We start from the raw sequence: 26,396 nt of genomic DNA on the forward strand, positions 1-26,396 counted from the left end.
CATTTTAATAATATTAATTTTAGCATTAATAATATTATCTTTCTACATATCTCATGAAATTAAGAGAGAGCACTATATCAAAGTTCAAAAAGCACGTATTGAATTATTTTTCAAACATAATTTAAAAGGCTACAAAAATATTGATATTAAAAACACTTATAAATCTCCAATGGGAAGTTATAACATTGAAGGTACCATCAACCATAATAAAAGATTGAATTTCACTGCTACAATGACTAGCGATACAAACTTTCAGTTCGAAGAAGATCTTACTATTTCTGACAAAATTGATAAAATGTTTAAAACTGACTCAGAAAATCCAGATTTTCCTAATGAAATCATCCGGAAAACGAAACTTAAATCAACAGATTATGAGGCAAAACCTCCAGTTATATTTAAATTTTAAACTTACGCCCTCTACATTATTTTTGTATTGAAAATAATCATTCATAATCTGTAATTTTAGAATAAGAATATGATATAGACCTTTAAAAGCAAAGAAAACGGAGATTGCTATGACATCAGAATAGCGATCTCCGTTTTTATATGTTTTATAAATATTTATTGTTGTTGGTATTTAAATGAAGCTTCAATAAATGATTTGAATATTGGTTGTGGACGGTTAGGTCTTGATAAGAATTCTGGGTGGAATTGACATGCGATGAAGAAATCATTTTCAGGAATTTCAACAATTTCTACAAGTCGTCCATCTGGGCTTGTACCTGAGAAGACCATACCATTTTCTTCTATTTGTTCTCTAAATTCATTGTTAAATTCATAACGATGACGATGACGTTCTTCGATACCATTTTCAGAGTAAATTGATTCGGCAAGTGTGCCTTCTTTAATATGACATGGATATAAACCAAGACGAAGTGTACCACCTAAATCTTCGATATCTTTCTGTTCAGGTAATAAATCGATAATTGGATAAGGTGTGCTTGGGTCTAGTTCGGCTGAATGTGCGCCTTCTAAACCTAATACGTTACGTGCATACTCTACCGTTGCTAATTGCATACCTAAACAGATACCAAAGAATGGAACATTGTTCTCACGAGCATATTTAATTGCAGAAATTTTACCTTCACTAGCACGGAAACCGAAACCACCAGGTACTAAGATACCATCAACATCTGATAAGTAACTTTCAACATTATCATCAGTAACTTCACTAGAATCAATCCATTTTACCACTACATCTTTCTTAAGTGGATAACCCGCATGTTTAAGTGATTCAACTACTGACAAGTATGCATCTTGTAAACTTACGTATTTACCTACTAAACCGATTGTAATTTTACCATCAAGATTATTCACTGTATTTAAAAGATGTTCCCATTCATCTAGTTGTGTTTCATACTTCGCATTTAACTGAAGACGTTGAATAACAATATCGTCCATGTCTTGTTTGCTAAGTTGTAACGGAATCTCATAAAGAGAATCTGCGTCACGACATTCAATAACACTTTCTTTATTGATATCGCAGAATAATGCAATTTTATCTTTCAAGTCTTGAGTCATTTCATATTCTGTTCTTACTACAATTAAATCTGGTTGAATACCTAAACCACGTAATTCCTTAACACTGTGTTGTGTAGGCTTAGTCTTCATTTCTCCAGCTGCTTTAATATAAGGTAATAATGTACAATGCACGTACATGACATTTTCACGGCCTAAATCACTTCTAATTTGACGGATTGCTTCTAAGAAAGGTAGTGATTCTATGTCACCTGTCGTACCACCAATTTCAGTAATAACGACATCTGCATTTGTGCTTTCTCCTGCTAATAATAATCTTTCTTTAATTTCATTTGTTATATGTGGAATAACTTGTACTGTTCCACCTAAATAGTCGCCTCTACGCTCTTTCTTTAATACATGAGAATATACTTTCCCAGCAGTTACGTTTGAATATTTATTTAAATTAATATCAATAAATCGCTCATAGTGACCCAAGTCTAAGTCTGTTTCTGCTCCATCATCTGTAACAAATACTTCACCATGTTGATATGGACTCATTGTACCTGGGTCCACATTTAAATATGGATCAAATTTTTGAATTGTAACTTTAAGCCCTCTATCTTTGAGCAATCTACCGAGAGAAGCGGCTGTGATTCCTTTTCCTAATGATGAGACTACTCCGCCTGTTACAAAAATAAATTTTGTCATTGTCTGACCTCCTGTAAAATTTAGGGTTGCTACCTCGTAGTTGAAATAATATTTAAAACTGTGAGTAACATGACATCCTTTTATGTAAAACATATAAATGTTTCAAAGTTACTCTACAATTCTGTTCACTTTTAATATTGAGTTATTTGAAAAAACAAAAAAACGCTCCCTCTCACAACAAATGTAAGGGGGAGCGTATCTACTTAATACACGTGTCCTAATTAAAGGAGCCCGAATAAAATTCTATCATCTTTTAACTAAAAATAAAAGTCCCATTTTTTAATCTAGACTGTAGAGATACCTTTTAAAATTAAGCTAGATTATCAATACTCCGTATTTAAATTAAGAATAAATCTTTTTGTACCAGCTTTCTTATGACACATGCATAAATCACATGTGTTCGTACTCCACTTTATGTCTAACTCATTTACTAATAATTAAATCAAAGAATGTGAATTAGTCGTTGAAGTCTTCTTCGTCTTCGAACTCTTCTTCTTCCTCTTCTGCCATGTCATCGTCTTCATCTTCTTCAATAACGATGTCAGAATCGTTGATTTCTTCTTCTACATCCTCATCTTCAGGATCATTTAATGTTTCTTGATCGTCAGTTTCAGCAGGAATATCATCGTCATCATCGATGTCATCCTCACCTAATAATTTAAGATTTTTATCTTCTTCATCATCGTCATCAAGAATATCAAATTTTTGAATCGTAGGTGCGATTTTCTCTTCAATATCATCAACTGAATACCAGTCACGAAGTCCCCATTGATTCTCTCCAACGTTTAAGAAACGTCCATCAGTATTAAGGTCAGTGTAGAATTGAACAACACGTGTTTCAATGTCTTCGTATTCATATCCACCTAAAGATTTAAATTCATCAATGATATCGTATAAGTTCATTGTTGTTTGTTTATCATTTAATAAAGTGTAAGCCATATCGATAAATGACTTCTCATCTACCATTTCTTTCGTGTAATCTTGAATTTTCATTAAAAAATACTTCCTTTCAAAGGATTTTTTCTCTTATTAACGTCAAATTTTCATTAACTAATATTAACAAAAATAAATTATAAATGACAACATGTGATTTCGCAATCACAACTAATAGTTTATGTATTTTTCAAATAGTACATAATCTTCAGCTTCTTCAATGACTACAAAATTACTATTTACACATAAAGGTTTCAATTCATTATGTTCACCATATAAAGTGATTGCCAAAACTTTAATACTATCAAAGTTTTTACGAATATACGTTGGCAGTTGGCGAAGTGCACTTTCAGCAATACCTTCATTTCTGTGTTCTTTATTGACTTCAATTGCAGAAATTCTCATTCTATTTTCGATTTGCTCTACAGCGATAAATCCAACTTTTTCTTTATCTTTAAGTAAGTTAATTACATGAATATTTGCCTCTTCCGATGTTTCACTTTCAACTAATCGAAGTGAAGACACATGTTTAGAATCTAAATCTAAGTAGTAAAGACGCTCTTTACCGATTGGTCCTTCCTCTTTGGTTGCCGTATGCATGAAACCAGCACGCTCATAAACATTCCATGCTCCTTTATTTTCCGCATCTACGACAAGATACAAATGATTAAAATCTGGGAACAATTCTTGCACATACTGTGGTAAAAACATCATCATTTTTGTGCCATAACCATGACCTTGAAATTTCTCATTCACTGACAATGAACGAACATATACGACATTTTCTGGTGTATCATAACCTTCATGTTGATAAAATTGATGTAAAACAAAGAATCCTACGACTTCCCCATGTTGATTCATAGCGATATTAGCTACTCTATTGTCATCATTTAATGCGTCATCTAAAACATCTTTCGGTAGTGACGAATAAATTTGTTGTCTTTCACTTAACTCAAACTCTTGAACTGCTTCGCGATACTTTTCCTCGAAGACTTGAACTGTAATATCTTCAAACTCTTTTTTGATAAACATATGATTAATCCCCTATTCATTAGTTACACTATTAATTATATATGAATTAAATATCGATTACTATTTAAGATTGTAGAAATTTACTGATTTGACAAGGATTGATTTACTTTACCCTTTTACAAAAAAGATTCTTACAATGTCCATACCCTATTAAAGTAAATTAACAACCATAAAGTGATTTTTAATTAAATTGCACTTGTTTTTCAAAAATTTTAATATACTATTATGAGTGACGTATTTTTGATGTGGAGTGATAATCATATGAAGGTCGGTATTGATGCCGGGGGCACTTTAATAAAGATTGTTCAAGAACAAAATGATAAACGTTCATACAGAACAGAATTAACTACAAATATAGAGAAAGTGATTGATTGGTTAAATCATGAAACAATCGACTCACTTCATTTAACTGGTGGTAATGCTGGTGTTATTGCAGAAAATATTACGATTCCAGCTCAAACTTTTGTGGAATTTGACGCTTCCTCAAAAGGGCTAGGTATTCTTTTGAAAGAACAAGGACATCATCTTGAAAATTATATATTTGCAAATGTTGGTACAGGGACTTCACTGCATTACTTTGATGGTAAAGATCAACAACGTGTGGGTGGTGTCGGAACTGGAGGCGGTATGATCCAAGGGCTAGGTTACCTGTTATCAAACTTAACTGATTACACTGAATTAACTAATTTAGCACAAGGTGGCTGTCGAGATTCGATTGATTTGAAGGTCAAACATATTTATAAAGATACTGAACCACCGATTTCTGGTGATTTAACTGCTGCTAACTTTGGAAATGTCCTACATCATCTAGATGAGAATTTTTCTTCTGCGGATAAACTTGCTTCTGTTATTGGTGTCGTCGGTGAAGTAATTACAACGATGGCTATTACATTAGCTCGTGAATATCACACTGAGAATGTAGTCTACATCGGCTCATCTTTTAATAATAATCATTTATTACGCGAAGTCATTGAAGATTACACTGTTTTAAGAGGATTTAAACCTTATTATATTGAACATGGCGCGTTTTCAGGCGCATTAGGTGCAATCTACCTCTAACTCATATTCATAAAAAAGAGCAAGGTATAGAAATCATCTTACTAAAAATTAGATTTCTACCTTGCTCCTATTTTTTATACTTATCATATTTTAAAAAGTAATTTCATTAGAAAGTTTCTGTGCTGATAATACAGTACCTACAACCCCAGGTTTTAAATCTACAGCTACTGCTTTATCATCATCACGTAACTTATCTAACCATTCACCAAATACTTTACCTTCAATTTCGATAATTTCGCATTCTTCAAAATCTTCGTCTCGCACTTTACGTGCACGATTTTTAATGCTCCATACCGGCATAATATGAGGTTTATGATGGTCATCATCACTAATCATAATAAAGTTTTTCTCGCCTTTATTAGTTAAACCATATACTTCATCATATTTAGCTACATCTTTTACAAATTCTTTCATTCTAATTTCATCGAGTTCTGACATTAACTCGTCAGTCATTTTGACAACATCCACTAAATGACCTTGTTCTTCTTCAGTAATATTTACTAGAATTTCATCCCCGTTATCAAACAAATCATCCATTTCATATGTGACAAAACGGTCGATATCCGCACGGACAATCTTGTCAAACTCAACAGAATTTTGAGATAAATAAGACTCTGCTACAGATTCGTCCGTCCACATCGCAATATAGGATTGATTATTTTGATTTAATCTTACTAATTTCTTATTTTTTGAAGCAAAATAAATATATTCGTTGATTAAAATATCTTTGAAAAATGCTTCATGTTTATATGACATGCTTAACCCTCAATTCATTAGTTATTCGTATCGTTTACAATCAAAATCTTAAATGACTTAGAATTGTTAGTCAATTATGCAAAATATAAACATTTCAAGAATTTAATATCTGAATATTAAGAAAATAATAAATTGAAAGGTAATCATTTTAAACCAAGCGTCATACTATTTTCTATAAACCTAGTTCTTTGATAAACGCTTTTTCATGCTTTATAATATCTGACCTATTCGCGCCATGCCATATACATCCGAAACGAGAATTCACTTCATCTTTACCATACCAATCGCCATCATAATAAGATAAAGGATATAATACACCTTTTTCTACGTATTTAAGAATCGTGTTAAAGAAATGTGTGTTATCTCCTTTTGAAAAATAACTATAAAATTTGTGATATCCATCAGTTAAGTCATTAGCGAGTAATAGCATACTTGTCGAACCATTTTGCCTAAAATTCAAATCAATCGCAAAAACATCGTCATTTTTATCTACAAGTAAATCAAAACCAGCAACACCAAAGAAGCCTTTACTCACGCCTATTTCCATGATTTCTCTGCCAGCGTCAATCACATGTTGTGGAACATCAGTCACATTTTCGTTGCCGTTATAAAAGCCATAATCATTAGTCAGTTGTTGTGCTGTTCCTAAATATTGTAATCCTAGTTCATCCGAGTAAGCATATTGAACGCAATAGTTATTTACTGCTTCAATTTTCTGTTCAATAATTAATTGTTCTGTGGCTTCAGTAGCTTCTTTAATACGTGTTTTCGCCTTTTCTAAATCTTCATCGTTATAACAAATCATCACGCCATACCCACCGGCTGTAGGTAAATCATCACCGGGTTTAATTACAAATGGATATGACCATGATTGGATACGCGTTTCAAATTCTTCTATAGGTACAATATCTCTTTTAGGTACATATTTATAATTAGTCCATTCAGGAATTCGAGATTTATTATTTAGAGCTACAAAGATATCCTTGTCTAATGCGTAAAACTCTTTCTCTAAGATATCTTCATCATGAATATATTGAAAATAAATCTTTTTCCCTTTTTCATGTGCGAGTTGTTTAATTAATGCTTCATACGTTTCTTTATTCTTAAATTTATATATAAGTTCAGGTATTTGTTTCCCAACCAATTTAAATAATTGTTCTAATTTCTCAGTTACACTTGCCTCATGCACAATAACTGGGAATTGATTTGCGATAAGCAATTCTCTTCCCGTTAAAAAGTTTGATTGATGTTCATCAGGTTTTAACCACGGATTGGAATTATATGAAGGCCTGGATGTATATACTACATCGTCATTGTATAGATCACTCAGTGTTAACATAGGTCCTTTCACTTTTTCATTCATCATTTAACATGCCCCTTTTTATGAGTATGTTCTTCAACTATTTCATTGAACAACTGCTCATTTTCAATTAATTCTAAGCCCATTAAAGCTAAGATTTTAGCCCCTCTTATCAATGCCTGATCCCCATGTACACTTGCTGCCGCTTCTCTAAAGCGATGCGTATGCCCTACTAAATTTCCAGAACCTATTTTAATGTGTGGATGAATCGTAGGCACGATGTGACTTACATTACCCGTATCTGTCGAACCATAACCAAAATCGTCATCGATGACATCTTCGCCCATTTCAATTGCATATTTTTCAAATAAATCATCGAGCTTTGGTGACTTAATAAACTCATTCACCCCATTTTGAATTGGGCCAAATTCATAATCGCAACCCGTTTGAATTGCTGCACCTCGTGCAATCTGATTAACCTTTTCAGTTAAAATATCTAATTCTTTACGCGTCGTAGCTCTCGTGTAAAAACGAGCATGTGTAAAGTCAGGAATAATATTTGCAGCTTTACCACCATCTAAAATAACACCATGCACGCGTTGGCTCTTTTTAATATGTTGTCTGAGTTGAGCCACACCATTAAAATAGGAAATCATAGCATCTAAAGCATTCAGTGCTTCCTCTGCATTTTCAGAAGCATGGGCACTGCGTCCATAAAATTTAATATCCAATACATCTACTGCAAGCGTATCGATTGTACGATATGTTTCATTACCAGGATGCACCATAAGCGCAACATCTATATCATCAATGATACCTGCTTTCACATAAGAGGCTTTCGCCGAACCGTTCTCGCCACCCTCTTCAGCTGGACAACCTAACACCACAACTTTGCCACCTTTATCATCGATGACTTGTTTTAAAGCTGTGCCGCCTAACACACTTGCAGTACCTATAATATTATGACCACATGCATGCCCGAGACCCGGTAAAGCATCATATTCTGCTAAAAAGCCGATTGTAGGCCCCGGCTTATTGGAATCATAAGAAGCGATAAAACCTGTCGCATGACCAGCGATATCTGTTTCAATTTCAAACTCATAAGCTCTTAAAATGTCGATTAATGTTCTTGAAGCAAAAATTTCTTCATTTCCTAATTCAGGGCGTTCATGAATACGATGACTGATTTCGACATAATCATATTTTTTATTTTCAATAAAATCTAAAATCTCTTGTTTAGCACTCATTGTATCTAACTCCCTTTGAAACATTGCCATCTCATCATTTTTGCTTCACATTGATTAAGATGAAAAGCATTGATAGATTTCTTATATAATTAAACGATATACATATTAGATAAACCTTATTGTGAAGATTTATAGCTTTGCCATTGTGACTTCAATTTAATTATTACTTATTCTATCGGATTAAATTAGCGTTGTCATTACTTTTAATTATATTTACACAATTTTCTTACAATTCAATTTCCAACTTTGTCTCGATATTTTTCAAAATTGTAAATCATGAAAAGGATTGTTACAATCTAACTATTGAATTGAACAATATGTTGCGTATTCGCAATAAGGAGGATTATGTAATGCCTAAAATGAACGTTGAAAGTTTTAATTTGGATCATACTAAAGTCGTTGCCCCATTCATTCGTTTGGCTGGTACGATGGAAGGTTTAAACGGGGATGTCATTCATAAATATGATATTCGTTTCAAACAACCTAACAAAGAACATATGGAAATGCCTGGTTTACATTCATTAGAACATTTAATGGCTGAAAATATTAGAAATCATACAGACAAAGTAGTAGATTTAAGTCCTATGGGATGTCAAACAGGCTTCTATGTATCATTTATTAATCATGATGATTATGAAGATGTTTTAAATATTGTTGAAAAAACTTTAAACGATGTCTTAAATGCGACTGAAGTTCCAGCATGTAATGAGGTACAATGCGGTTGGGCTGCAAGTCATTCATTAGAAGGTGCAAAAGAAATCGCTCAAGCCTTTTTAGACAAACGTGAACAATGGAATGATATTTACGGCGAAGGAAAATAATTAATTCAATCAACTTAAATAAACCTCTAGACTAACTTTTATTACAAGGTTAATCTAGAGGCTTTTTATTTGTAAATATCAAACATATTGGCAGAAGATGACTGGATTTATAGTACGCTTAAATCAAACTTCCCTTAATAAATAAAAAATAGCTATGAAGAGATCTATCGTCATAGATCTCCACATAGCTCATCTTAGTATGTTTACCGAATGGCTTAATTATAATTTTTTAACAATACCCATCAATACAAATTGTAATGGCAATCTTAAATAAAGTGCCCATTTAGGGACCTCTTTGTCACCTAATGGCAATTCTTTTCGTGCCATGTAAATATTTGCTGGAAATACTGCTAATAAGAATAAATTAATACCTTTTTTCAACCAGTTTGCTGGTCTTTTAAGCACTAACATCACACCAAAGAAGATTTCGAAAACACCTGTCACAAGTACAGCTGTCTTTTGTAATGGTAAGTAATCTGGAACAATATTTCTAAATTGACGTTCATTTGTAAAGTGAAGAACGCCTGCTGTTCCAAATCCTAAGCCTAATAGAAATCTTAACAATTTCATTCATGTTCAACTCCCATTTCTTTTAAATAGCTTTTACCGTATTCTGGTAGTTCTACGTTGAAGTTATCTGCAATTGTAGCACCAATTGAACTGAATGTCGTGTCTTGTGATAGTTCGTGATATTCATTAATTTTTGGACTAAACATTAATACTGGAATATATTCACGTGTATGGTCTGTGCCATCAGCGATTGGATCATTTCCGTGGTCCGCTGTAATAATCACTAAATCATCCTCTTGTAAATGATCAATTAATTCAGGTAAACGATTATCAAAATCTTTGATCGCTTGTGCGTACCCTTCTTTATCACGACGATGACCATATAGCGCATCGAAATCGACTAAATTCAAGAAACTGATACCAGTAAAGTCCTTTTTAACTACTTCGATAAGTTGATCCATGCCATCCATATTATTTTTAGTACGAATCGCCTCTGTCACGCCTTCACCATCGTAAATGTCATTAATTTTACCAATAGCAATGACATCGTAATGATTATCTTTCAATGAATTCATGACTGTTTTTCCAAAAGGTTTTAACGCATAATCATGGCGATTAGATGTACGAGTGAAATTCCCTGGTTCACCCACATATGGTCTTGCGATAATACGACCAATTAAATATTTAGGGTCTTTCGTTAACTCGCGGACCTTTTCGCAAATATCATACAATTCTTCTAATGGGATGATATCTTCATGGGCAGCTATCTGTAACACAGGGTCTGCACTTGTATAGACGATTAAATCCCCTGTCTCCATTTGATGCTTGCCCCACTCATCAATAATTTGTGTGCCTGAAGCTGGACGGTTTGCTACAACTTTACGTCCCGTCATTGCTTCAATTTCTTTAACTAATTCATCTGGAAAGCCATCAGGATAAACTTTAAATGGTTGCATAATATTTAGACCCATAATTTCCCAATGTCCAGTCATCGTATCTTTACCAACTGAAGCTTCGCTCAATTTAGTATAAAATGCGCCAGGTTTATCAACCTTTGAAATTACTGGTAAAGTATCGATATTCCCTAAACCTAATTTTTGAAGATTAGGAAGATCTTGGTTAAATCCTTCTAGTGTATGCTTTAACGTATGTGAACCTTCATCATTGAAGGCAACTGCATCTGGACCTTCACCAATACCCACTGAATCCATGACGATAAGATGAATTCGATTAAACGCTGTAGTCATTCTTTACATCTCCTACTCAGTTATTATTTTATGAATTAAGGTTGGAACTTCACCTTTTTCCTCAATTGTAATACTCTCTTGTAATTTGTCTAATATTTCGTCAACATTTTCTTTATTACTATGAATAGTAAGAATACTATCACCTTTAGTAACACGATCGCCGACCTTTTTATTCAGAACAATACCTACGCCAAGGTCGATGACATCTTCTTTGGTTTGACGACCTGCTCCAAGCATCATTGAAGCTACGCCAATTTCATTCGCAATCATTTCAGTAATCATGCCATCTTTCTGTGCTTGAAAATGAATTTGATAGCGCGCACGTGGCAATTGTTCAGGGTGATCGACGATAGACGCATCGCCGCCTTGATTACTAATAAATGTTTTAAACTTTTCTAATGCTTGTCCTGTGTGGATTGCACTTTCAAGAAGCTGTCTCGCCTCATCTAGCGTACTTGCTTTACCTGCTAAAACAACCATTTGAGAACCTAACGTTAATACGAGTTCTGTTAAATCATCAGGCCCTTGACCTTTTAATGTATCAATTGCTTCTTGCAACTCTAATGCATTTCCAATTGCACGTCCCAATGGTTGACTCATATCTGAAATAATTGCCATAGTATTTCTACCTACATTATTACCTATACTTACCATTGCATGCGCTAATGCTTCTGCATCTTCTAATGTTTTCATAAAAGCACCGCTACCTGTCTTCACATCTAAAACAATAGCGTCTGCCCCAGCGGCTATTTTCTTACTCATAATAGATGAAGCAATGAGTGGTATTGAATTAACTGTCCCTGTTACATCACGTAATGCATAAAGTTTTTTGTCAGCAGGTGTTAAATTACCAGATTGCCCTATGACAGCTACTTGATTGTCATTGACCAATTTAATAAAATCTTCTTCACTGATTTCAACATTAAAACCTTTTACTGACTCTAACTTATCAATTGTTCCGCCTGTATGACCTAATCCACGACCACTCATTTTGGCCACAGGTACACCTACTGATGCAACTAAAGGCGCAAGTACAAGCGTTGTTGTATCTCCTACACCACCCGTAGAATGTTTATCTACTTTAGTACCATGAATTTGCGATAAATCGATTCGATCACCTGAATTGACCATCGCCATTGTCATTGCCGCTCGTTCTTCTTCGTTCATATCTTGGAAGAAGATAGCCATAGCTAAACTTGAAGCTTGATAATCTGGTATGTCACCTTTTGTATAACCCTTAATAAAGAATTCAATTTCTTCTTTACTTAAAGTATGTCCGTCACGTTTCTTTTCGATAATATCGACCATTCTCATAAAAATCATTCCCTTAAATGAATTGTTTAATAATCTGAGTCGGATTCAAGTCCTTTAATGATTTGTACTCCTGCACTCGCCCCAATTCTAGTCGCTCCAGCTTCAATCATTTTGTTAAAGTCTTCAAGATTTCTAACGCCTCCAGAGGCTTTAACTTCTAAACGATCACCTACTGTATCCTTCATTAATTTAACATCTTCAGGTGTGGCACCCCCACCTGCAAATCCTGTAGACGTCTTAACAAAATCAGCACCAGCTTTTTCAGCTAATTCACAAGCTTTAACCTTTTCTTCATCTGTTAATAACACAGTTTCAATAATGACTTTGACTGTTTTACCATTAGCTGCGCCTACAACGCCTTCTATATCTTTTTGTACATCATCGTAGCGTTTATCTTTTAATGCGCCGATATTAATCACCATATCAATTTCTGAAGCGCCATTCTTGATTGCTTCTTCTGTTTCAAAAATTTTCGCATTTGTCGTAGTAGCACCTAACGGGAAACCGATGACTGTACATACAAGTACATCCGTTTCTTTTAATTTTTGAGCAGCATATGCCACATGGCTCGGGTTTATACATACAGACTTAAATTGATATGTTTTGGCCTCTTCAATGATCGTATCAATTTGCTCACGTGTTGAATCTGGCTTTAATAATGTGTGGTCTATATATTTTGCTTTATTCATTTCCATTCCTCCATTTTCCAAAATAAAATGCAATATATTCCTCAGTTATAAATATTAAATATAACATTAATACTTAGTTAATAATCACATAATATTTGCCTACAATTATATAGTACAAAAATTCGCAAAAAAGATAAACAAATGTTATCTTATTATTGTAATAGAGAGGTTTTTAACCATATTAATCGTTTTAAAATAAGGAGAAGATGACAAATGACAAACGGTACACCACATATTCAACCAAATGGTGTGAAAATTGCTAAAACAGTATTAATGCCAGGAGATCCCTTGCGTGCTAAATATATTGCAGATCATTTTTTAGAGAATGTGGAACAATTCAATGAAGTTCGAAATATGTTCGGTTATACAGGTACATATAAAGGGAAAGAAGTTTCTGTAATGGGGTCAGGAATGGGTATTCCTAGTATCGGAATTTATTCATATGAGTTATACAATTTCTTTGATGTAGATACAATTATTCGAGTTGGCTCATGTGGTGCGCTTCAGGAGGACGTCAACTTATATGATGTCATCATTGCTCAAGCCGCTTCTACAAACTCAAATTACGTAGATCAATTTAATATTCCTGGACACTTTGCACCTATTGCCGACTTTGATTTAGTCACTAAGGCGAAAAAAGCAGCAGATGAAATTGGTGCGATCTCTCATGTAGGAAACGTGTTATCTTCTGATACTTTCTACAACGCTGATACAACATTTAATGACGCATGGAAAAAAATGGGTATCTTAGGTATCGAAATGGAATCCGCAGGCTTATACTTAAACGCGATTCACTCTGGTAAAAAGGCGCTTGGCGTTTTCACAGTAAGTGACCACATTTTACGTGATGAAGCAACAAGTGCTGAAGAAAGACAAAATTCATTTACACAAATGATGGAAATCGCTCTAGAAATCGCAGAATAATCAGATACAAAATAAGAAGAGGGAGCAAGCCTACTTGAAGACTTGTTCCCTCTTTATTTATATCACTTACACTTAACAAAGTGTTTGCTTTAACTATTCAATTATTTACCTAAATATGATTGTAACATCCAGTTGTGTTTATCTACTGAAGTTTGCATGCCAATAAACATATCTTCTGATACATCGTCACCTGCATTACCTGCGACTTCAATTGCATTTTCTAATTGTTTAGAAATATTAGTGAAATCTTTAGAAAGTTCTTCTACCATTTGTTCAGCTGCATAATTTTTTCCAGCTTCTTTTACAATTGATTTATCTAAGCTTTCTGTTAGCGTTCCAATTGGATTACCACCAATTGCTAAAATTCTTTCTGCTAAATCATCTACATATTGACTTGCTTCATCATAAAGTTCTTCAAATTTAGTGTGTAATGAGAAGAAATTAGGTCCTTTAACGTACCAATGGAAATTGTGTAATTTCGTATATGCTACTGTCCAGTTTGCTACTTGTTGATTTAATTCTTTTACTACATCTTGTTGATTACTCATCTAAATACACTCCTTAACTGTTTCCTTCTTAATTACAACGACTATTATATTATAATAATTATAATCTGTAAAGCAAAATCACACTTTTATTTGTAGTAATTATAAATAAATATCTAGATTGTGACAGAAGTCTACGGAATGAAATACTATTCTTTCTTTAAAACGCCCTTATTCTAAAGCTTGTACATCACAGCTCAGCTTTTTCCCTTATAATACTATATTATCAATTAGACCTTATTATTATCAATTAAGTTAACTTAATTTTTGCATTATCATCTAAAAAGAAAGATTTTTCATATTCTGTTGGCTTATGCCAATGTGTTTTCCACATTTTATCTCTATTATTCGCAAATAAGTTATAACCTAGATCACGTAATGGTTTAGGCACTACTCTTAAACCTATACCGAGCCATTTATGGTTATTAGGCAATGAAGTGATGAGCGTTGCAATTGCATTTGATTTGTACTCTAAATGATTGCCCTCTTGCAATATCACACTATTTCTATTTTCAGCTTCAGGGTATTGTTTGAAAAAGTGTTCTCCATATTTGCCTTTTATTGTTGCAAATTCATATCTATGAGAAAGACCGTTTTGAATTAACCAAATTGCGTAATTATAACAATATACACAATTACCGTCATAATAAATAATAGGCATAATTAAATACCCTCCTTATTGTCATCTATATATAAATATATTTCCTTTTTTAAAATAAAATTAAACACCCTTGTCTCAATAGAAAAACTCCCTTTAAAATTATCATCACTGTTAATGACAATTTTAAAGGGAGTAAATATAGATATTGATTTGAAGTTCTAGGTTTAAATATGAAGTACTAGCTTTCAAAGAAACCAGTACTGCTATATACGAATTAAAATTCTTGTTTTCTAGGTTTACAATAGACTTTGTCTATTACATGAGAGAGTGGCACAAAATTTAATATTACAGTTTAATTCAACGTATTAGCAGTAGATGTCTGAATTGAAAGTGCGCTTATATTAAGCTTCTCTCAATCCTAGCCATCCTTGCCGGCGGGGCCCCAACACAGAGAATTTCTTTTTAAGAAATTCTACAAACAATGAAAGTTGGGTGAGGGACAACGAAAATAATTTCACTAAATTATATTCTGTCCCGCTCCCTAATCATTTTTTACGCGGACGATACGTGTGTATTTAAGGAATTGTTGTGAATATTTTTCCTTAATCTCATCAATAGACTCGTAAGTCACACCTATAATGTGCCAATTGGGATTAAAATGATAGAACGAATCTTTATTCTTAGACCACTTAATCATACTTCCATCCTTATTATATCTTGGTAAAGTGACTTCATAACCTTCAAGTACATTAATATATGTTTGGAAAATATCAGGATCTATACGATTGAAATTATCAATCACAAGATAATTTTTATCTTTATTTGGCATAAGTTGAGTAATAAATCCTTCTCGATAATACAAGGCACCCGTCTCGTTTGGTAAATATTTACCATATAGCATATCCTCTGTAAAATCAGGATGACCACTTGTAATTACTGGATTCGCATTCGTCTTTTGTAATAAGTCGTTCGCTGCTTTTAAACCTTCTTCTTTTTTCTCAACAACTAATAAAATAAAAGGCTTAAGTGCGTCATCATTCTGATGCTCAGTTATCTCAGATTTTTGAACGGTTTCAAATGGATTTTTAATTCCATTATTCGCACTCATGTCTAATATTGCATCATATTGTGCTTGCGACATACTTGCAATAGCTTGTTTGGCATTTTCCTGTAAGAAATATAAGTTTTTTAACTTAGGATGCTTATTTAAGTGTCCAAGTGAAATAGGTGTAATATCTTCGTTATATAATATTTCTATAGCTGTACTATTGGTTCTACCTGGAATTGGTGGCTTTTCATGTATATGACGTGATACTTCTCCTAAGCCTACAACTGATTGTTCTTTCTTCTTATTATAAATAATGACGTTATCTCCAACTTCTAGTTGTGTGTAGAAATGATAGCCATTTCTTTTAATTCCATTGTAAGTATGTGTATAAATTGTATAATTTTTGCCAGGTTCGAAATCCTCAGTTTCTGATAATAAAAAGTACCTAGGAATTTTAGTTTCACCTTTACCTAAACTTACAATTAAATCAAATTCTGATGCCTTAATCTGATTGAATAATGTTTCTTTCATATTATTCATACGAAAATCTAAAGCTTCACTACGTTTTAAATAATCCGTAGTTAATGATTTTAATTCTTCGGTGAACTTAAATTCCACTCTAATTTTATTTTGAGCTCCCGATTGAACACTAATAATTTCGCCTATTCCTAATAAGCCAGAGTCTGTTTGCACTTGATAAAAGATGACTTTGTCTCCAGCCTTAGCTTTTTTAAAGGCACGAAAGCCTTGAGAAGGATTGAAATGGGCTCCTGATTCAAATAAAGTAGTTTGTCCTACTAGAGGTTCATTGTGATTCCATCTATTATAACCACAGTTTAGCCAAAAATAATTGATTTCCTCAGTCATTATGATACTCCTTACCTCTCCTATAATATAAATATATTTGCGTAATTCGAGCTATTCCTCACAAATTTTAAATTCATTTTATCATAATTTTTATCATACATATTCATTATTCACTAACTATTTGATTTTTTTAATTATTTTCAGTAAAAAAGTGCAAGTATCTATTGAAGACACTTGCACCTATAAATCATTATTTAACGAGGAGTGATAAGGCTACCTAAAAGAGGAAGTAAATTAATCATTACTCCTCCTAATTTAAGCATGATATTAATTTCTTTATCTTTAATAGTAATTAAAGCACTTATTATACCTAATATGGCCACACATCTAGGTATGATCAGCGATGGATAATGTGGCATATGTAAGAATATCCCTGCTCCCGCAATAATTCCACAAACGAGAGAAATATATAAAAATTGTTTCAACGTTAACGCTCCTTATATCATTAATCTCTACCGCAATATATCTTCTAACCAAATGTTATATATAGCTGATAATTAATGTGAAATCACCTTCAAAGACACTATCTAAATCTTCTGAAGTCAAGACAAAATTAGTTCCTTTATGGATTTCAAAAATTTCACCATCAATGATAATTTTGCCGTCGCCTTCTAGTACAGAAATCAGACAGAATTCACGTGGCTTCATATAATTTAAAGTGCCAGAAATTTCCCATTTTACTATGGTGAAGAAATCATTCGATACAATATGAGTACAATTATGGCTTTCTATCACTTCGTTTTGAGGAACAATGGTTGGTAACTCACTAGAATAGTCCATCACATCTAACGCTTTAGCTATATTTAAAGATCTTGGCTCCCCATTTTCTACTTTTCGATCATAATCATAGACTCTATAAGAAATATCTGATGATTGCATCGTTTCGTATGCCATAATTCCAGCTCCAATAGAATGAATTGTACCTGCTGGAATAAAGTAAAAGTCACCTGGGTTAACTTTAATTTTTCTCAAGTTTTCTTCAAATGTGCCTTCATTTAATTGCTTTTCAAACGCTTCACGCGATGTAGCATGAGTTCCAATTGTAATTTCGGAATTTTCCTCTGCATCAATAATATACCAACATTCAGACTTACCGTATTGTCCTTCTTCATTTTCATATGCATATGAATCATCAGGATGGACATGTATTGATAGAGGTGCTTCAGCATCTACAATTTTGGCCATTAAAGGAAAGTCTTTACTTGGAAATTCGCCAAATAGTTCTCTATGATCATTCCAAACTTGATCTAACGTTTGCCCAGCATATGGTCCGTTGATAATCTCGCTTTTACCATTTGGATGTGCTGAAATTCCCCAACACTCACCTATATGGGCATTGGGAAGGTTGTATCCAAATTGTTCAAGTTTGCTACCTCCCCAAACTTTTTCATGAAAAATTGGCTTTAAAAATAACGGCATAATTACACCTCCATTATCTCACATGTTAACTTAATCTATCGTTTTTCAAGTTAACTCTAGTATCCTTACATCCCATCAGATACTTTAATATCTTTTACTTCGTAATATGAATCATTTAAAAAATAAAGATTTAAATGATTGAATATGTATAGACCCCTGTATCTATGTACTTTTATTTCTTCCTCATTATCACTATTAATGATTGTACCATATTTCAAATTCTAGCGAAGTATCGAATTTTTTAAATAAAGATAATTATTTAAAATCAAATAGAACAAATCGTCATTAATTAAATTTAAATTCAACAATATTCTATAAAGTTGAAATGAAGTTACTCATTATTATATCAATGGCACTAAAAATTGAATAGCATCACTTTTACTCTTTATCTATGTAAAATAAAGCAAGAAGCCGAGTTATTTTTGAACAACTCGACTTCTTTGAAGAAAGATTAATTCACTACATTTACAAATTTTATTCGTATTTTTGAAGTGCGTCTTTAATATCTTTTTCACCACTTACAATTTGAAACTCTTGATTAGCATATTTATCAGACGTTACAACTTCTTTAAGTACTGAGGCAACATCTTCTCGTGGGATTGAACCTTTATCATCAAAGTATAGTTCTGCTTCAATTTTTCCTGAACCCGCTTCATCTGTGAGTAATCCAGGGTGAACAATTGTAAAATTTAAACCAGAATTTCTTAAATAATCGTCTGAATAATGTTTAGCAATCGTATATGGTTTTAAGTCTCCGCTTGGATCAAATGCTTCTCTTCTAGAATCGTATGTTGAAACCATCACATAGTGTTTGATACCTGCTTTTTTACTTGCTTCCATTGTTTTAACTGCGCCATCTAAATCAACGATAATTGTTTTATCCGCACCTGTACTACCACCAGAGCCTACTGAAAATATCACTTTATCGAACTCTTTAAATGTTTGAGTTAAGTCATCAATATTATCTTTCTCTACATCAACGAGTGTGGCTTTTACGCCTTCATTTTCTAAATCTTTTACTTGTTCTTCTTTACGTACACCTGCAGTAAATTCTACATGATCATTTTTGAGTTGTTGCACTAATTTTGAACCTACGCCACCGTTTGCACCTATTAATAAAATACTCATTATCAACGTCCTCCTTATAAAAATCGTATAAGATATTTACCACTATTTTCCATAGATAAACCTCATTCAATTCACATTGACATAAGGTGGCCAGTGGATTATATTAATATATGAACAAATATTCATATAAAGAGGTGTAGCATGATGAATGAATTTGAACATGACGTAGATTCTCATATTGAGACTTTAACGAGAGTCACAGAAATATTTAAAGCTCTGAGCGATTTAAATCGGTTGCGAATTATGGAATTACTTGAATATGGTGAAGCGAGTGTTGGACATATTTCTCACACTTTGAACATGTCTCAATCCAACGTATCTCATCAGCTTAAGTTATTAAAAAGTATTCATCTAGTAAAATCTAAACGCCAAGGTCAATCTATGATTTACGCTTTAGATGACATGCATGTCTCTACTTTACTTAAACAAGCCATTCATCATGCAAGTCACCCTAATGAAGGTGGAAATTAAATGACAACTCATAATCATCAACATCACGGTCACAATCATGCACACGGTCACGTACACACAAATAATAAAAAGGTACTTCTTATTTCATTTATTATTATCGGTTTATTTATGATAGTTGAAATTATCGGTGGGTTTGTCGCTAATAGTTTGGCATTACTCTCAGATGGATTTCACATGTTAAGTGATACGATTTCACTCGGTGTCGCACTTGTAGCCTTTATTTATGCTGAAAAGAATGCCACACAAACTAAAACATATGGATATAAACGTTTTGAAGTATTAGCTGCTCTATTCAATGGTGTAACGCTATTTATCATTAGCATCATGATTATTATTGAAGCGATACGTAGATTCTTTGCACCACCAGAGGTACAATCACAAGAAATGTTTATCATTAGTATGGTGGGTCTCATCGTGAATGTCATCGTTGCAGTACTCATGTTTAGAGGCGGCGACACTTCCCATAATCTAAATATGCGTGGCGCTTTCTTACATGTTTTAGGCGATTTATTCGGATCTATTGGCGCCATCGTAGCAGCATTATTAATTTGGGGATTCAACTTCACAGTTGCCGATCCTATCGCTAGTATTTTAGTGTCACTTATTATCTTGAAAAGTGCTTATGGCATAGCAAAATCTTCGCTCAATATTTTAATGGAAGGGACACCAAGCGATGTTGATTTAGAGGCCGTTATAAGAACGATTACTAAAGATAAGCGTATCCAAAATGTTCATGATTATCATGTGTGGACAATTTCTAACGACATGAATGCATTAAGTTGTCATGCAGTTGTACCTGAGCACTTAACAGTTGAAGAATGTGAATCACTCTTGGAAACAATCGAACATGATTTATTACATCAAAATGTTCAACATATGACGATACAATTAGAAACACCAAAACATAAACATGACGAATCAACATTATGCTCTGGCGTTCATGAACATTCTCATACACATCAACACGCCCATAGTCATTAAAAATGGTTCGAGTTTAAAATTGTATACATTAAAAAGGGCCTGCCTAAAATGAATTAACCTTAAATTCACTCTAGACAGGCCCTTTTGTTATTCGTAATGTGTATTATTTACATAAAATTTTCAAATATAAAATCACGAGCAGGAACTTGCTTCTCAGCGAAGCCTTCTATAAATTCTTCATCGTCATACGCTAATTTAACGCGTTCGATTGAGATTCCTTGTTCATTTATAGTGACAATACCATAAACTGTGTGTGCTCCATTGTTTAAACCTACTGCACCAGGATTAAAATAAATGGTAGATTTATCATCAAACATGTGTAATCTATGATTGTGTCCAAATAAGATTAAATCAGCTTCTTTATCTTCAAAAAGTTTAGCGATTTCTTGTTCATCATCTCCTGCTATCGGAGCAAACGGTTGTCCCTCAATACCCACGTCTAATTTATCGTTAGGAATTTCATAATGAATAAATAAAACCTTTTTACCTTTAATTGTTGTTTCTATATAACGTGGTAAATGATTAAGTTCCTCATAATAAGATTCGTCGAGATGGCTTTCTATCCATTGGTGATGTTCATAAAATTTACCTTTAAGGTCTTCTGGATATTCTGTACCATTCACAAGTGTCATAATTGCCTCATCGTGGTTTCCTGCAATCATTTCCATATCATCACGATCAAAAACAGTATCTAAAACTTTATTTGTCTCATGTCCAATACCTATATTGTCGCCAAGATTGTAAATTTTATCGATATCTTCCCTACTATCAATATCATCCAATACCTTTTCTAATGCATCATAATTACCATGGATATCAGTAATAACTGCAAATTTCATGATGATATCTCCTTTCAATATAAATTCATTAGCATATTTTAACACTCAATACCTAATTATGTTAGATATTAATTTAAAAAAATTAGGATTTTTGATATTGTATTTATATTACGGTAAAGGAGTGCTTATAATTTGTTTAGATATTATAAATCAGCATTTAAAAATGCTAAACCGCAAATACTCAAAGCTTTATTATTTGCTTTATTAAGTTTTGCAGTTTGTTTCTTTGTTGCTAGATATGCATCTGTATTGACTACTAAAATTAATCAACAAATGCAAATGCTACAACAATTTGGTCAACCGACCACTTCATTGTTATTACCACTATTACTTATTTATCTGATTTTAGCTATACTATTCATCTTTATTGGATATCAATTAATCGCTGGTGCATTGAATGTTATCCAAAAAGCTATGAAAAATGAAAAAGTAAAATTTAGCGATTTATTCTTTGCATTCACTAATAAAAGGTATTATTTAAAATCTTTATTACTTGCATTGATCTCAGTGATTACAATCCTTATTTTATTAGCAATCGCATACTTATTAAATTTATTATACAATTTCACATTAATACCATTATTTGGAATGATTCAACAATCCGTAGCTACTGCAGATAATGGAATGACTATTTTACTTATTTCTCAAATTGTATTTATTTTAGTAATGGGATTCATTACATCAATATTTTACTGGTTCTTCCTTATTTTCATGATTAATTACACAGTTGCATTTGCTGAAGATCCAACGCGTCGTCCATTCAGCAATGTCAAAGAAGGATTTAAAGGCATTAAAAATGGTCATAAAACATGGTTTAAATTCTTTATTGGTGTATTATTACTAAATCTAATTGTGCTTCTTGCAGGTCAACCACTTATTACTATATTTAGTTTATTAACAGGTAATATGTCACAATCTGTTGCCCAAGTTTTAGCATATATCGTATTCATTCTTATCATCCTTATCAGAATCTTTATTTACATCGTTATCATCATGGGTATTGTATACTACTTCATCACTCGTGGTGAAAAGATTGATAAACCTGATAAAAAAGCACGTAAAGATAAGAAGAAAAATAAAAATACTTTAGCGAATACTAAAGATGATGTTAATCATCAAACATCTGATGCGAAAGAAAAAGCACAAGATAAAGTTAATAATCATCAATCAACTGATGATAACTTCAAAGATAAAGCTGAAAGTCAAATCAACGATAAAAAAAGATAGCATTTCTGATCAAGGTCATGATTTAAAAGATAATGCATCTCATAAAGCGAATGACGTTAAAGATAACATCAGTGATAAAGCAAAAGATACTTTCGATAATAAATAATTAAATCAATATGAAAAAGCTCGCAAGTAACGCCAATTATGGTTACCTGCGAGCTTTTCATATATCTTGAAATAATATAAGTTTCAATTATTTATCTAATAAATGCGTTTTTAAATATTTGGCTGCGCCATCTTCCTCGTTTGTTTCTGCAGTGACATCATCTGTGATGTCTTTAATTTCTTGTCTTGCATTTTTCATAGCCACTGTATAATGACCGAATTCAAACATAGCTCGATCATTATCACTATCGCCGATGACTAGCGTTTCTTCTTGTTTAATCCCAAAGTGCTCTATCATTTCTTTAATGCCAGTGCCTTTATCTGTATTATAAGCCATTGTTTCTGCATTATAACGAGATGAATTAGATACACTAATACTTAGTTTCACTTTATTTTGAATCAATTCGTCTCTAAATATAGTTATTTTATCTAAATTAGGATTGAATAAGTAAATCTTAGAATAATCTAAATTAGGCAATTTGTCGCGCCAATCTATCTTATCTCTCATGGCATCTCGTCTAGATGACCACTCACTTTGACTTACATGATTCGGTGGTGTCTCACTAGAAATCATTTCACGCATCCACTGTTCATCCCTCTTAAGAACAATACGCTGTGCCCCAAAAGGAAATACTTCATAATAAATATTTTGTTGCTCAGCTAATTCAACTATATTTTTAACTTGTTCTAAAGACATGCTATGTTTAAATAAATTACGATTGTCAATTTCACCTGTCGTACCATTAGAACTAATAATTCCATCAACTTTAAATCCCTCAGGTACTAATTGATGAATTTCTGAATACGAACGTCCAGTCGCTAAAAAGACTTTATACCCTTTATCTCGTAATTCGTCGATGACCTCTTTAGTATAGTTAGATGCTTTGTTGTTTTCATGTAGGATTGTTCCATCCATGTCTAAGAATATTGCTTTAACGTTTTTCATATGTTCCTCCACTCGTTACAATTTCTACTTGAATAAATTGTGGCACTGTTTAAGATAAAGTGCAACGACTTAGTTTTTAGAAAATACCTATTTATTTCAACCACAGGAGTAAAAATTGTTCTTCATCACTTTAAGATAGAAATATTGTAAGATGATTTTTTATATTTTCAAAAGTTCTATTATAAGACTCAAACAAAAAATACCGACAAAGAATACTCTTTGTCGGCATTTACTATAGCGATAGCTACGCTTACTCAACTGTAACTGATTTAGCTAGGTTACGTGGTTTGTCTACGTCTAAATCTCTGTGTAACGCCGCATAATAAGAGATTAATTGCATTGTTACTACAGAAACTAATGGTGTCAATAATTCATGAACGTGAGGGATAACATACGTATCTCCATCTTTATCTAAGCCTTCCATAGAAATAATACATGGATGTGCACCACGTGTGACTACCTCTTTAATATTTCCTCGAATAGATAAGTTAACGTTCTCTTGAGTGGCCAATCCGATGACTGGTGTACCCTCTTCAATAAGTGCGATTGTACCGTGCTTCAATTCACCACCGGCAAAGCCTTCAGCTTGAATGTATGAAATCTCTTTAAGTTTAAGCGCACCCTCTTGACTTACATTATAGTCAATTGTACGTCCGATAAAGAACGCATTGCGTGTTGTTTCTAAGAAATCAGTAGCAATTTCTTCCATAATAGGTGCATCATCAACAACTGTTTCGATAGCAGTTGTGACTTTAGCTAATTCTCTTAATAAGTCAATATCCGCTTCACGTCCGTGATTTTTAGCAACGATTTGTGAAAGAATTGATAAAACTGCAATTTGTGCTGTATAAGCCTTTGTTGATGCAACCGCAATTTCAGGACCTGCATGTAGTAATAATGTATGGTCCGCTTCACGAGATAATGTTGAGCCAGCAACATTTGTAATTGTTAATGATTTATGACCTAATTTTTTAGTTTCAACTAATACGGCACGACTATCTGCTGTTTCACCTGATTGTGAAATATAGATGAATAAAGGCTTTTCAGATAATAAAGGCATATTGTACACAAATTCTGATGCTACATGTACTTCAGTTGGCACGCCAGCCCACTTTTCTAGGAATTCTTTACCAACCAAACCAGCATGATAGCTTGTACCTGCTGCAATAATATAGATTCTGTCAGCATCGGCAACATCTTTAATGATGTCTTGATCAATTTTCAAGTTACCTTCTTCATCTTGATATTCTTGAATGATTCGACGCATTACTGCAGGTTGCTCATGAATTTCTTTTAACATGTAGTGATCGTATACACCCTTTTCAGCATCTGAAGCATCGATTTCAGCAGTGTAAGATTCACGATCTTGTACTTGACCATTAATATCTTTAATGATGACATCATCACGTTTAACAATAACAATTTCATGGTCATGAATTTCTTTATATTGATTTGTTGCTTGTAACATCGCTAAAGCATCTGAAGCAATAACGTTGAAACCTTCACCGACACCAATTAACAATGGTGATTTATTCTTAGCTACATAAATAGTGTCTTTATCTTCTTCATCTAATAAGCCTAAAGCGTATGAACCATGTAATAATTTCACTACTTTAGTAAATGCTTCTTCTGTTGAAAGTCCTTCATTTGAAAAGCGCTCGATAAGTTGAACGATGACTTCCGTGTCTGTTTCAGATAAAAATGTTACATCTGATAAGTATTCAGCTTTTAACTCTTCATAATTTTCGATTACACCATTATGTACGAGTGTGAATCGACCTGAAGTAGATTGATGAGGGTGAGAATTCTCATAGTTAGGTACGCCATGTGTTGCCCAACGTGTGTGACCAATACCTACTGTTCCGTCTTCTTCGCTACTATTTGCAACTTTACGTAATTCAGCAATTCTACCTTTTTCTTTAAATACTTTCGTACCTTGATCATTGACTACAGCAATACCAGCTGAATCGTAACCACGATATTCTAATTTTTCTAAACCTTTTAATAGTAATTCCTTGGCATTATCGTAACCAATGTAACCAACAATTCCACACATAATTTATTTCCTCCAAAATGAGGGATAACGTGAGCAATATGATTCATTATCTTAATTTAGATTGATAATCTTCTATCATATACGATGTCATGTTGAATACATCAAGAAATAAGCGTGTGATATTCAAATTTAAACACGCTACTCTACGCTCCCCTAAGTATT

Annotated in this window: 26 protein-coding genes; 7 read left to right on the forward strand and 19 right to left on the reverse strand. The window is 33.1% G+C overall.

Annotated features, from left to right (window positions below; genetic code table 11):
- A partial coding sequence (locus tag CD155_RS06290; protein WP_180991832.1) for a DUF1433 domain-containing protein occupies positions 1–406 on the forward strand: 406 nt, incomplete at its 5' end.
- 155 nt (positions 407–561) lie between these two features.
- Here CD155_RS06290 and pyrG read toward each other — a convergent pair.
- The 3 genes from pyrG to CD155_RS06305 form a co-directional block, all read right to left on the reverse strand.
- The gene (gene pyrG / locus CD155_RS06295) at positions 562–2,169 is read right to left on the reverse strand and encodes a CTP synthase (RefSeq protein WP_103212832.1); all 1,608 of its coding nucleotides are present in this window, start codon (positions 2,167–2,169) and stop codon (positions 562–564) included.
- 456 nt (positions 2,170–2,625) lie between these two features.
- The gene (rpoE, locus tag CD155_RS06300) at positions 2,626–3,162 is read right to left on the reverse strand and encodes a DNA-directed RNA polymerase subunit delta (RefSeq protein ID WP_037541864.1); all 537 of its coding nucleotides are present in this window, start codon (positions 3,160–3,162) and stop codon (positions 2,626–2,628) included.
- Positions 3,163–3,273: 111 nt separating this feature from the next.
- Positions 3,274–4,134, reverse strand: a complete 861-nt coding sequence (locus CD155_RS06305; RefSeq protein WP_103212833.1) for a GNAT family N-acetyltransferase — start codon at positions 4,132–4,134, stop codon at positions 3,274–3,276.
- Between the two features lie 261 nt (positions 4,135–4,395).
- On the opposite strand from CD155_RS06305, the gene coaW reads away from it, so the two are divergent.
- Positions 4,396–5,193 carry a type II pantothenate kinase gene (gene coaW / locus CD155_RS06310; RefSeq protein WP_037541865.1) on the forward strand — a complete coding sequence of 266 codons (798 nt, stop codon included), beginning with the start codon at positions 4,396–4,398 and terminating at the stop codon, positions 5,191–5,193.
- A 90-nt stretch (positions 5,194–5,283) separates the two neighbouring features.
- Here the strand turns inward: coaW and CD155_RS06315 are convergent, their stop codons facing one another.
- The 3 genes from CD155_RS06315 to CD155_RS06325 all read right to left on the reverse strand — a co-directional run bounded on the left by CD155_RS06315 (position 5,284) and on the right by CD155_RS06325 (position 8,496).
- A complete protein-coding gene (locus tag CD155_RS06315; protein ID WP_002445604.1) occupies positions 5,284–5,949 on the reverse strand; it encodes a DUF2750 domain-containing protein in 666 nt (221 codons plus the stop codon).
- Between the two features lie 172 nt (positions 5,950–6,121).
- Positions 6,122–7,312, reverse strand: coding sequence for an L-aspartate--L-methionine ligase LdmS (gene ldmS, locus CD155_RS06320; RefSeq protein ID WP_103212843.1), 1,191 nt, complete (start codon positions 7,310–7,312; stop codon positions 6,122–6,124).
- Positions 7,312–8,496: a M20 family metallopeptidase gene (locus CD155_RS06325; protein WP_103212834.1), complete on the reverse strand. Its 1,185-nt coding sequence runs from the start codon at positions 8,494–8,496 to the stop codon at positions 7,312–7,314. Before CD155_RS06325 ends, ldmS begins: the two co-directional genes overlap by 1 nt.
- 350 nt (positions 8,497–8,846) lie before the next feature.
- On the opposite strand from CD155_RS06325, the gene CD155_RS06330 reads away from it, so the two are divergent.
- Positions 8,847–9,317 carry an S-ribosylhomocysteine lyase gene (locus tag CD155_RS06330; protein WP_037541867.1) on the forward strand — a complete coding sequence of 157 codons (471 nt, stop codon included), beginning with the start codon at positions 8,847–8,849 and terminating at the stop codon, positions 9,315–9,317.
- Between the two features lie 219 nt (positions 9,318–9,536).
- Here CD155_RS06330 and CD155_RS06335 read toward each other — a convergent pair whose 3' ends face one another.
- From CD155_RS06335 to deoC, 4 genes are read right to left on the reverse strand one after another with little or no spacing between them, the layout of a single operon-like run.
- A complete protein-coding gene (locus tag CD155_RS06335) occupies positions 9,537–9,887 on the reverse strand; it encodes a DoxX family protein (protein WP_002445608.1) in 351 nt (116 codons plus the stop codon).
- Positions 9,884–11,074 carry a phosphopentomutase gene (gene deoB, locus CD155_RS06340; RefSeq protein ID WP_103212835.1) on the reverse strand — a complete coding sequence of 397 codons (1,191 nt, stop codon included), beginning with the start codon at positions 11,072–11,074 and terminating at the stop codon, positions 9,884–9,886. The genes CD155_RS06335 and deoB overlap by 4 nt, the downstream gene beginning before the upstream one ends.
- A 12-nt stretch (positions 11,075–11,086) precedes the next feature.
- Positions 11,087–12,388 carry a pyrimidine-nucleoside phosphorylase gene (locus CD155_RS06345; protein ID WP_037541868.1) on the reverse strand — a complete coding sequence of 434 codons (1,302 nt, stop codon included), beginning with the start codon at positions 12,386–12,388 and terminating at the stop codon, positions 11,087–11,089.
- A 26-nt stretch (positions 12,389–12,414) separates the two neighbouring features.
- Positions 12,415–13,077 (reverse strand): deoxyribose-phosphate aldolase, encoded by a 663-nt coding sequence (deoC, locus tag CD155_RS06350; RefSeq protein ID WP_037541869.1) that lies wholly within the window; start codon positions 13,075–13,077, stop codon positions 12,415–12,417.
- A 213-nt stretch (positions 13,078–13,290) separates the two neighbouring features.
- Between deoC and deoD the strand changes: the two genes are divergently transcribed.
- The gene (gene deoD, locus CD155_RS06355) at positions 13,291–14,001 is read left to right on the forward strand and encodes a purine-nucleoside phosphorylase (RefSeq protein ID WP_002445614.1); all 711 of its coding nucleotides are present in this window, start codon (positions 13,291–13,293) and stop codon (positions 13,999–14,001) included.
- Positions 14,002–14,102: 101 nt separating this feature from the next.
- Here deoD and CD155_RS06360 read toward each other — a convergent pair whose 3' ends face one another.
- The 6 genes from CD155_RS06360 to CD155_RS06385 all read right to left on the reverse strand — a co-directional run bounded on the left by CD155_RS06360 (position 14,103) and on the right by CD155_RS06385 (position 19,609).
- Entirely contained in the window at positions 14,103–14,549 is a 447-nt protein-coding gene (locus tag CD155_RS06360) for a Dps family protein (RefSeq protein WP_002445616.1), read from the reverse strand.
- A gap of 247 nt (positions 14,550–14,796) precedes the next feature.
- On the reverse strand, positions 14,797–15,207 hold the full coding sequence (locus CD155_RS06365) for a thiol-disulfide oxidoreductase DCC family protein (protein WP_002445617.1): 411 nt from the start codon (positions 15,205–15,207) through the stop codon (positions 14,797–14,799).
- A gap of 481 nt (positions 15,208–15,688) precedes the next feature.
- Complete coding sequence (locus CD155_RS06370) at positions 15,689–17,062, reverse strand: EVE domain-containing protein (RefSeq protein WP_103212836.1); 1,374 nt, start codon at positions 17,060–17,062, stop codon at positions 15,689–15,691.
- A gap of 194 nt (positions 17,063–17,256) precedes the next feature.
- Positions 17,257–17,487 (reverse strand): hypothetical protein, encoded by a 231-nt coding sequence (locus CD155_RS06375; RefSeq protein ID WP_002445619.1) that lies wholly within the window; start codon positions 17,485–17,487, stop codon positions 17,257–17,259.
- Between the two features lie 55 nt (positions 17,488–17,542).
- The gene (locus tag CD155_RS06380; protein WP_070829991.1) at positions 17,543–18,481 is read right to left on the reverse strand and encodes a type I phosphomannose isomerase catalytic subunit; all 939 of its coding nucleotides are present in this window, start codon (positions 18,479–18,481) and stop codon (positions 17,543–17,545) included.
- Between the two features lie 474 nt (positions 18,482–18,955).
- Positions 18,956–19,609 (reverse strand): SDR family oxidoreductase, encoded by a 654-nt coding sequence (locus CD155_RS06385; protein WP_103212837.1) that lies wholly within the window; start codon positions 19,607–19,609, stop codon positions 18,956–18,958.
- A 144-nt stretch (positions 19,610–19,753) separates the two neighbouring features.
- Here CD155_RS06385 and CD155_RS06390 point away from each other — a divergent pair, with 144 nt between their 5' ends.
- Positions 19,754–20,080: an ArsR/SmtB family transcription factor gene (locus tag CD155_RS06390; RefSeq protein ID WP_037541876.1), complete on the forward strand. Its 327-nt coding sequence runs from the start codon at positions 19,754–19,756 to the stop codon at positions 20,078–20,080.
- Positions 20,081–21,061 carry a CDF family zinc efflux transporter CzrB gene (czrB, locus tag CD155_RS06395; RefSeq protein WP_002445624.1) on the forward strand — a complete coding sequence of 327 codons (981 nt, stop codon included), beginning with the start codon at positions 20,081–20,083 and terminating at the stop codon, positions 21,059–21,061. It abuts the gene before it with no gap.
- 107 nt (positions 21,062–21,168) lie between these two features.
- Here czrB and CD155_RS06400 read toward each other — a convergent pair whose 3' ends face one another.
- Positions 21,169–21,900 carry a metallophosphoesterase family protein gene (locus CD155_RS06400; protein WP_103212838.1) on the reverse strand — a complete coding sequence of 244 codons (732 nt, stop codon included), beginning with the start codon at positions 21,898–21,900 and terminating at the stop codon, positions 21,169–21,171.
- A 132-nt stretch (positions 21,901–22,032) separates the two neighbouring features.
- On the opposite strand from CD155_RS06400, the gene CD155_RS06405 reads away from it, so the two are divergent.
- Positions 22,033–23,127 carry a YtxH domain-containing protein gene (locus CD155_RS06405; RefSeq protein ID WP_256605052.1) on the forward strand — a complete coding sequence of 365 codons (1,095 nt, stop codon included), beginning with the start codon at positions 22,033–22,035 and terminating at the stop codon, positions 23,125–23,127.
- A gap of 193 nt (positions 23,128–23,320) precedes the next feature.
- On the opposite strand, the gene CD155_RS06410 is transcribed toward CD155_RS06405, so the two are convergent.
- Both CD155_RS06410 and glmS read right to left on the reverse strand, forming a co-directional pair.
- Entirely contained in the window at positions 23,321–24,178 is an 858-nt protein-coding gene (locus CD155_RS06410; protein WP_103212839.1) for an HAD family hydrolase, read from the reverse strand.
- A 250-nt stretch (positions 24,179–24,428) separates the two neighbouring features.
- Positions 24,429–26,234: a glutamine--fructose-6-phosphate transaminase (isomerizing) gene (glmS, locus tag CD155_RS06415; protein WP_103212840.1), complete on the reverse strand. Its 1,806-nt coding sequence runs from the start codon at positions 26,232–26,234 to the stop codon at positions 24,429–24,431.
- Positions 26,235–26,396: the final 162 nt, after the last annotated feature.

This window comes from Staphylococcus caprae (genome assembly GCF_002902725.1).
Lineage (GTDB): Bacteria > Bacillota > Bacilli > Staphylococcales > Staphylococcaceae > Staphylococcus > Staphylococcus caprae.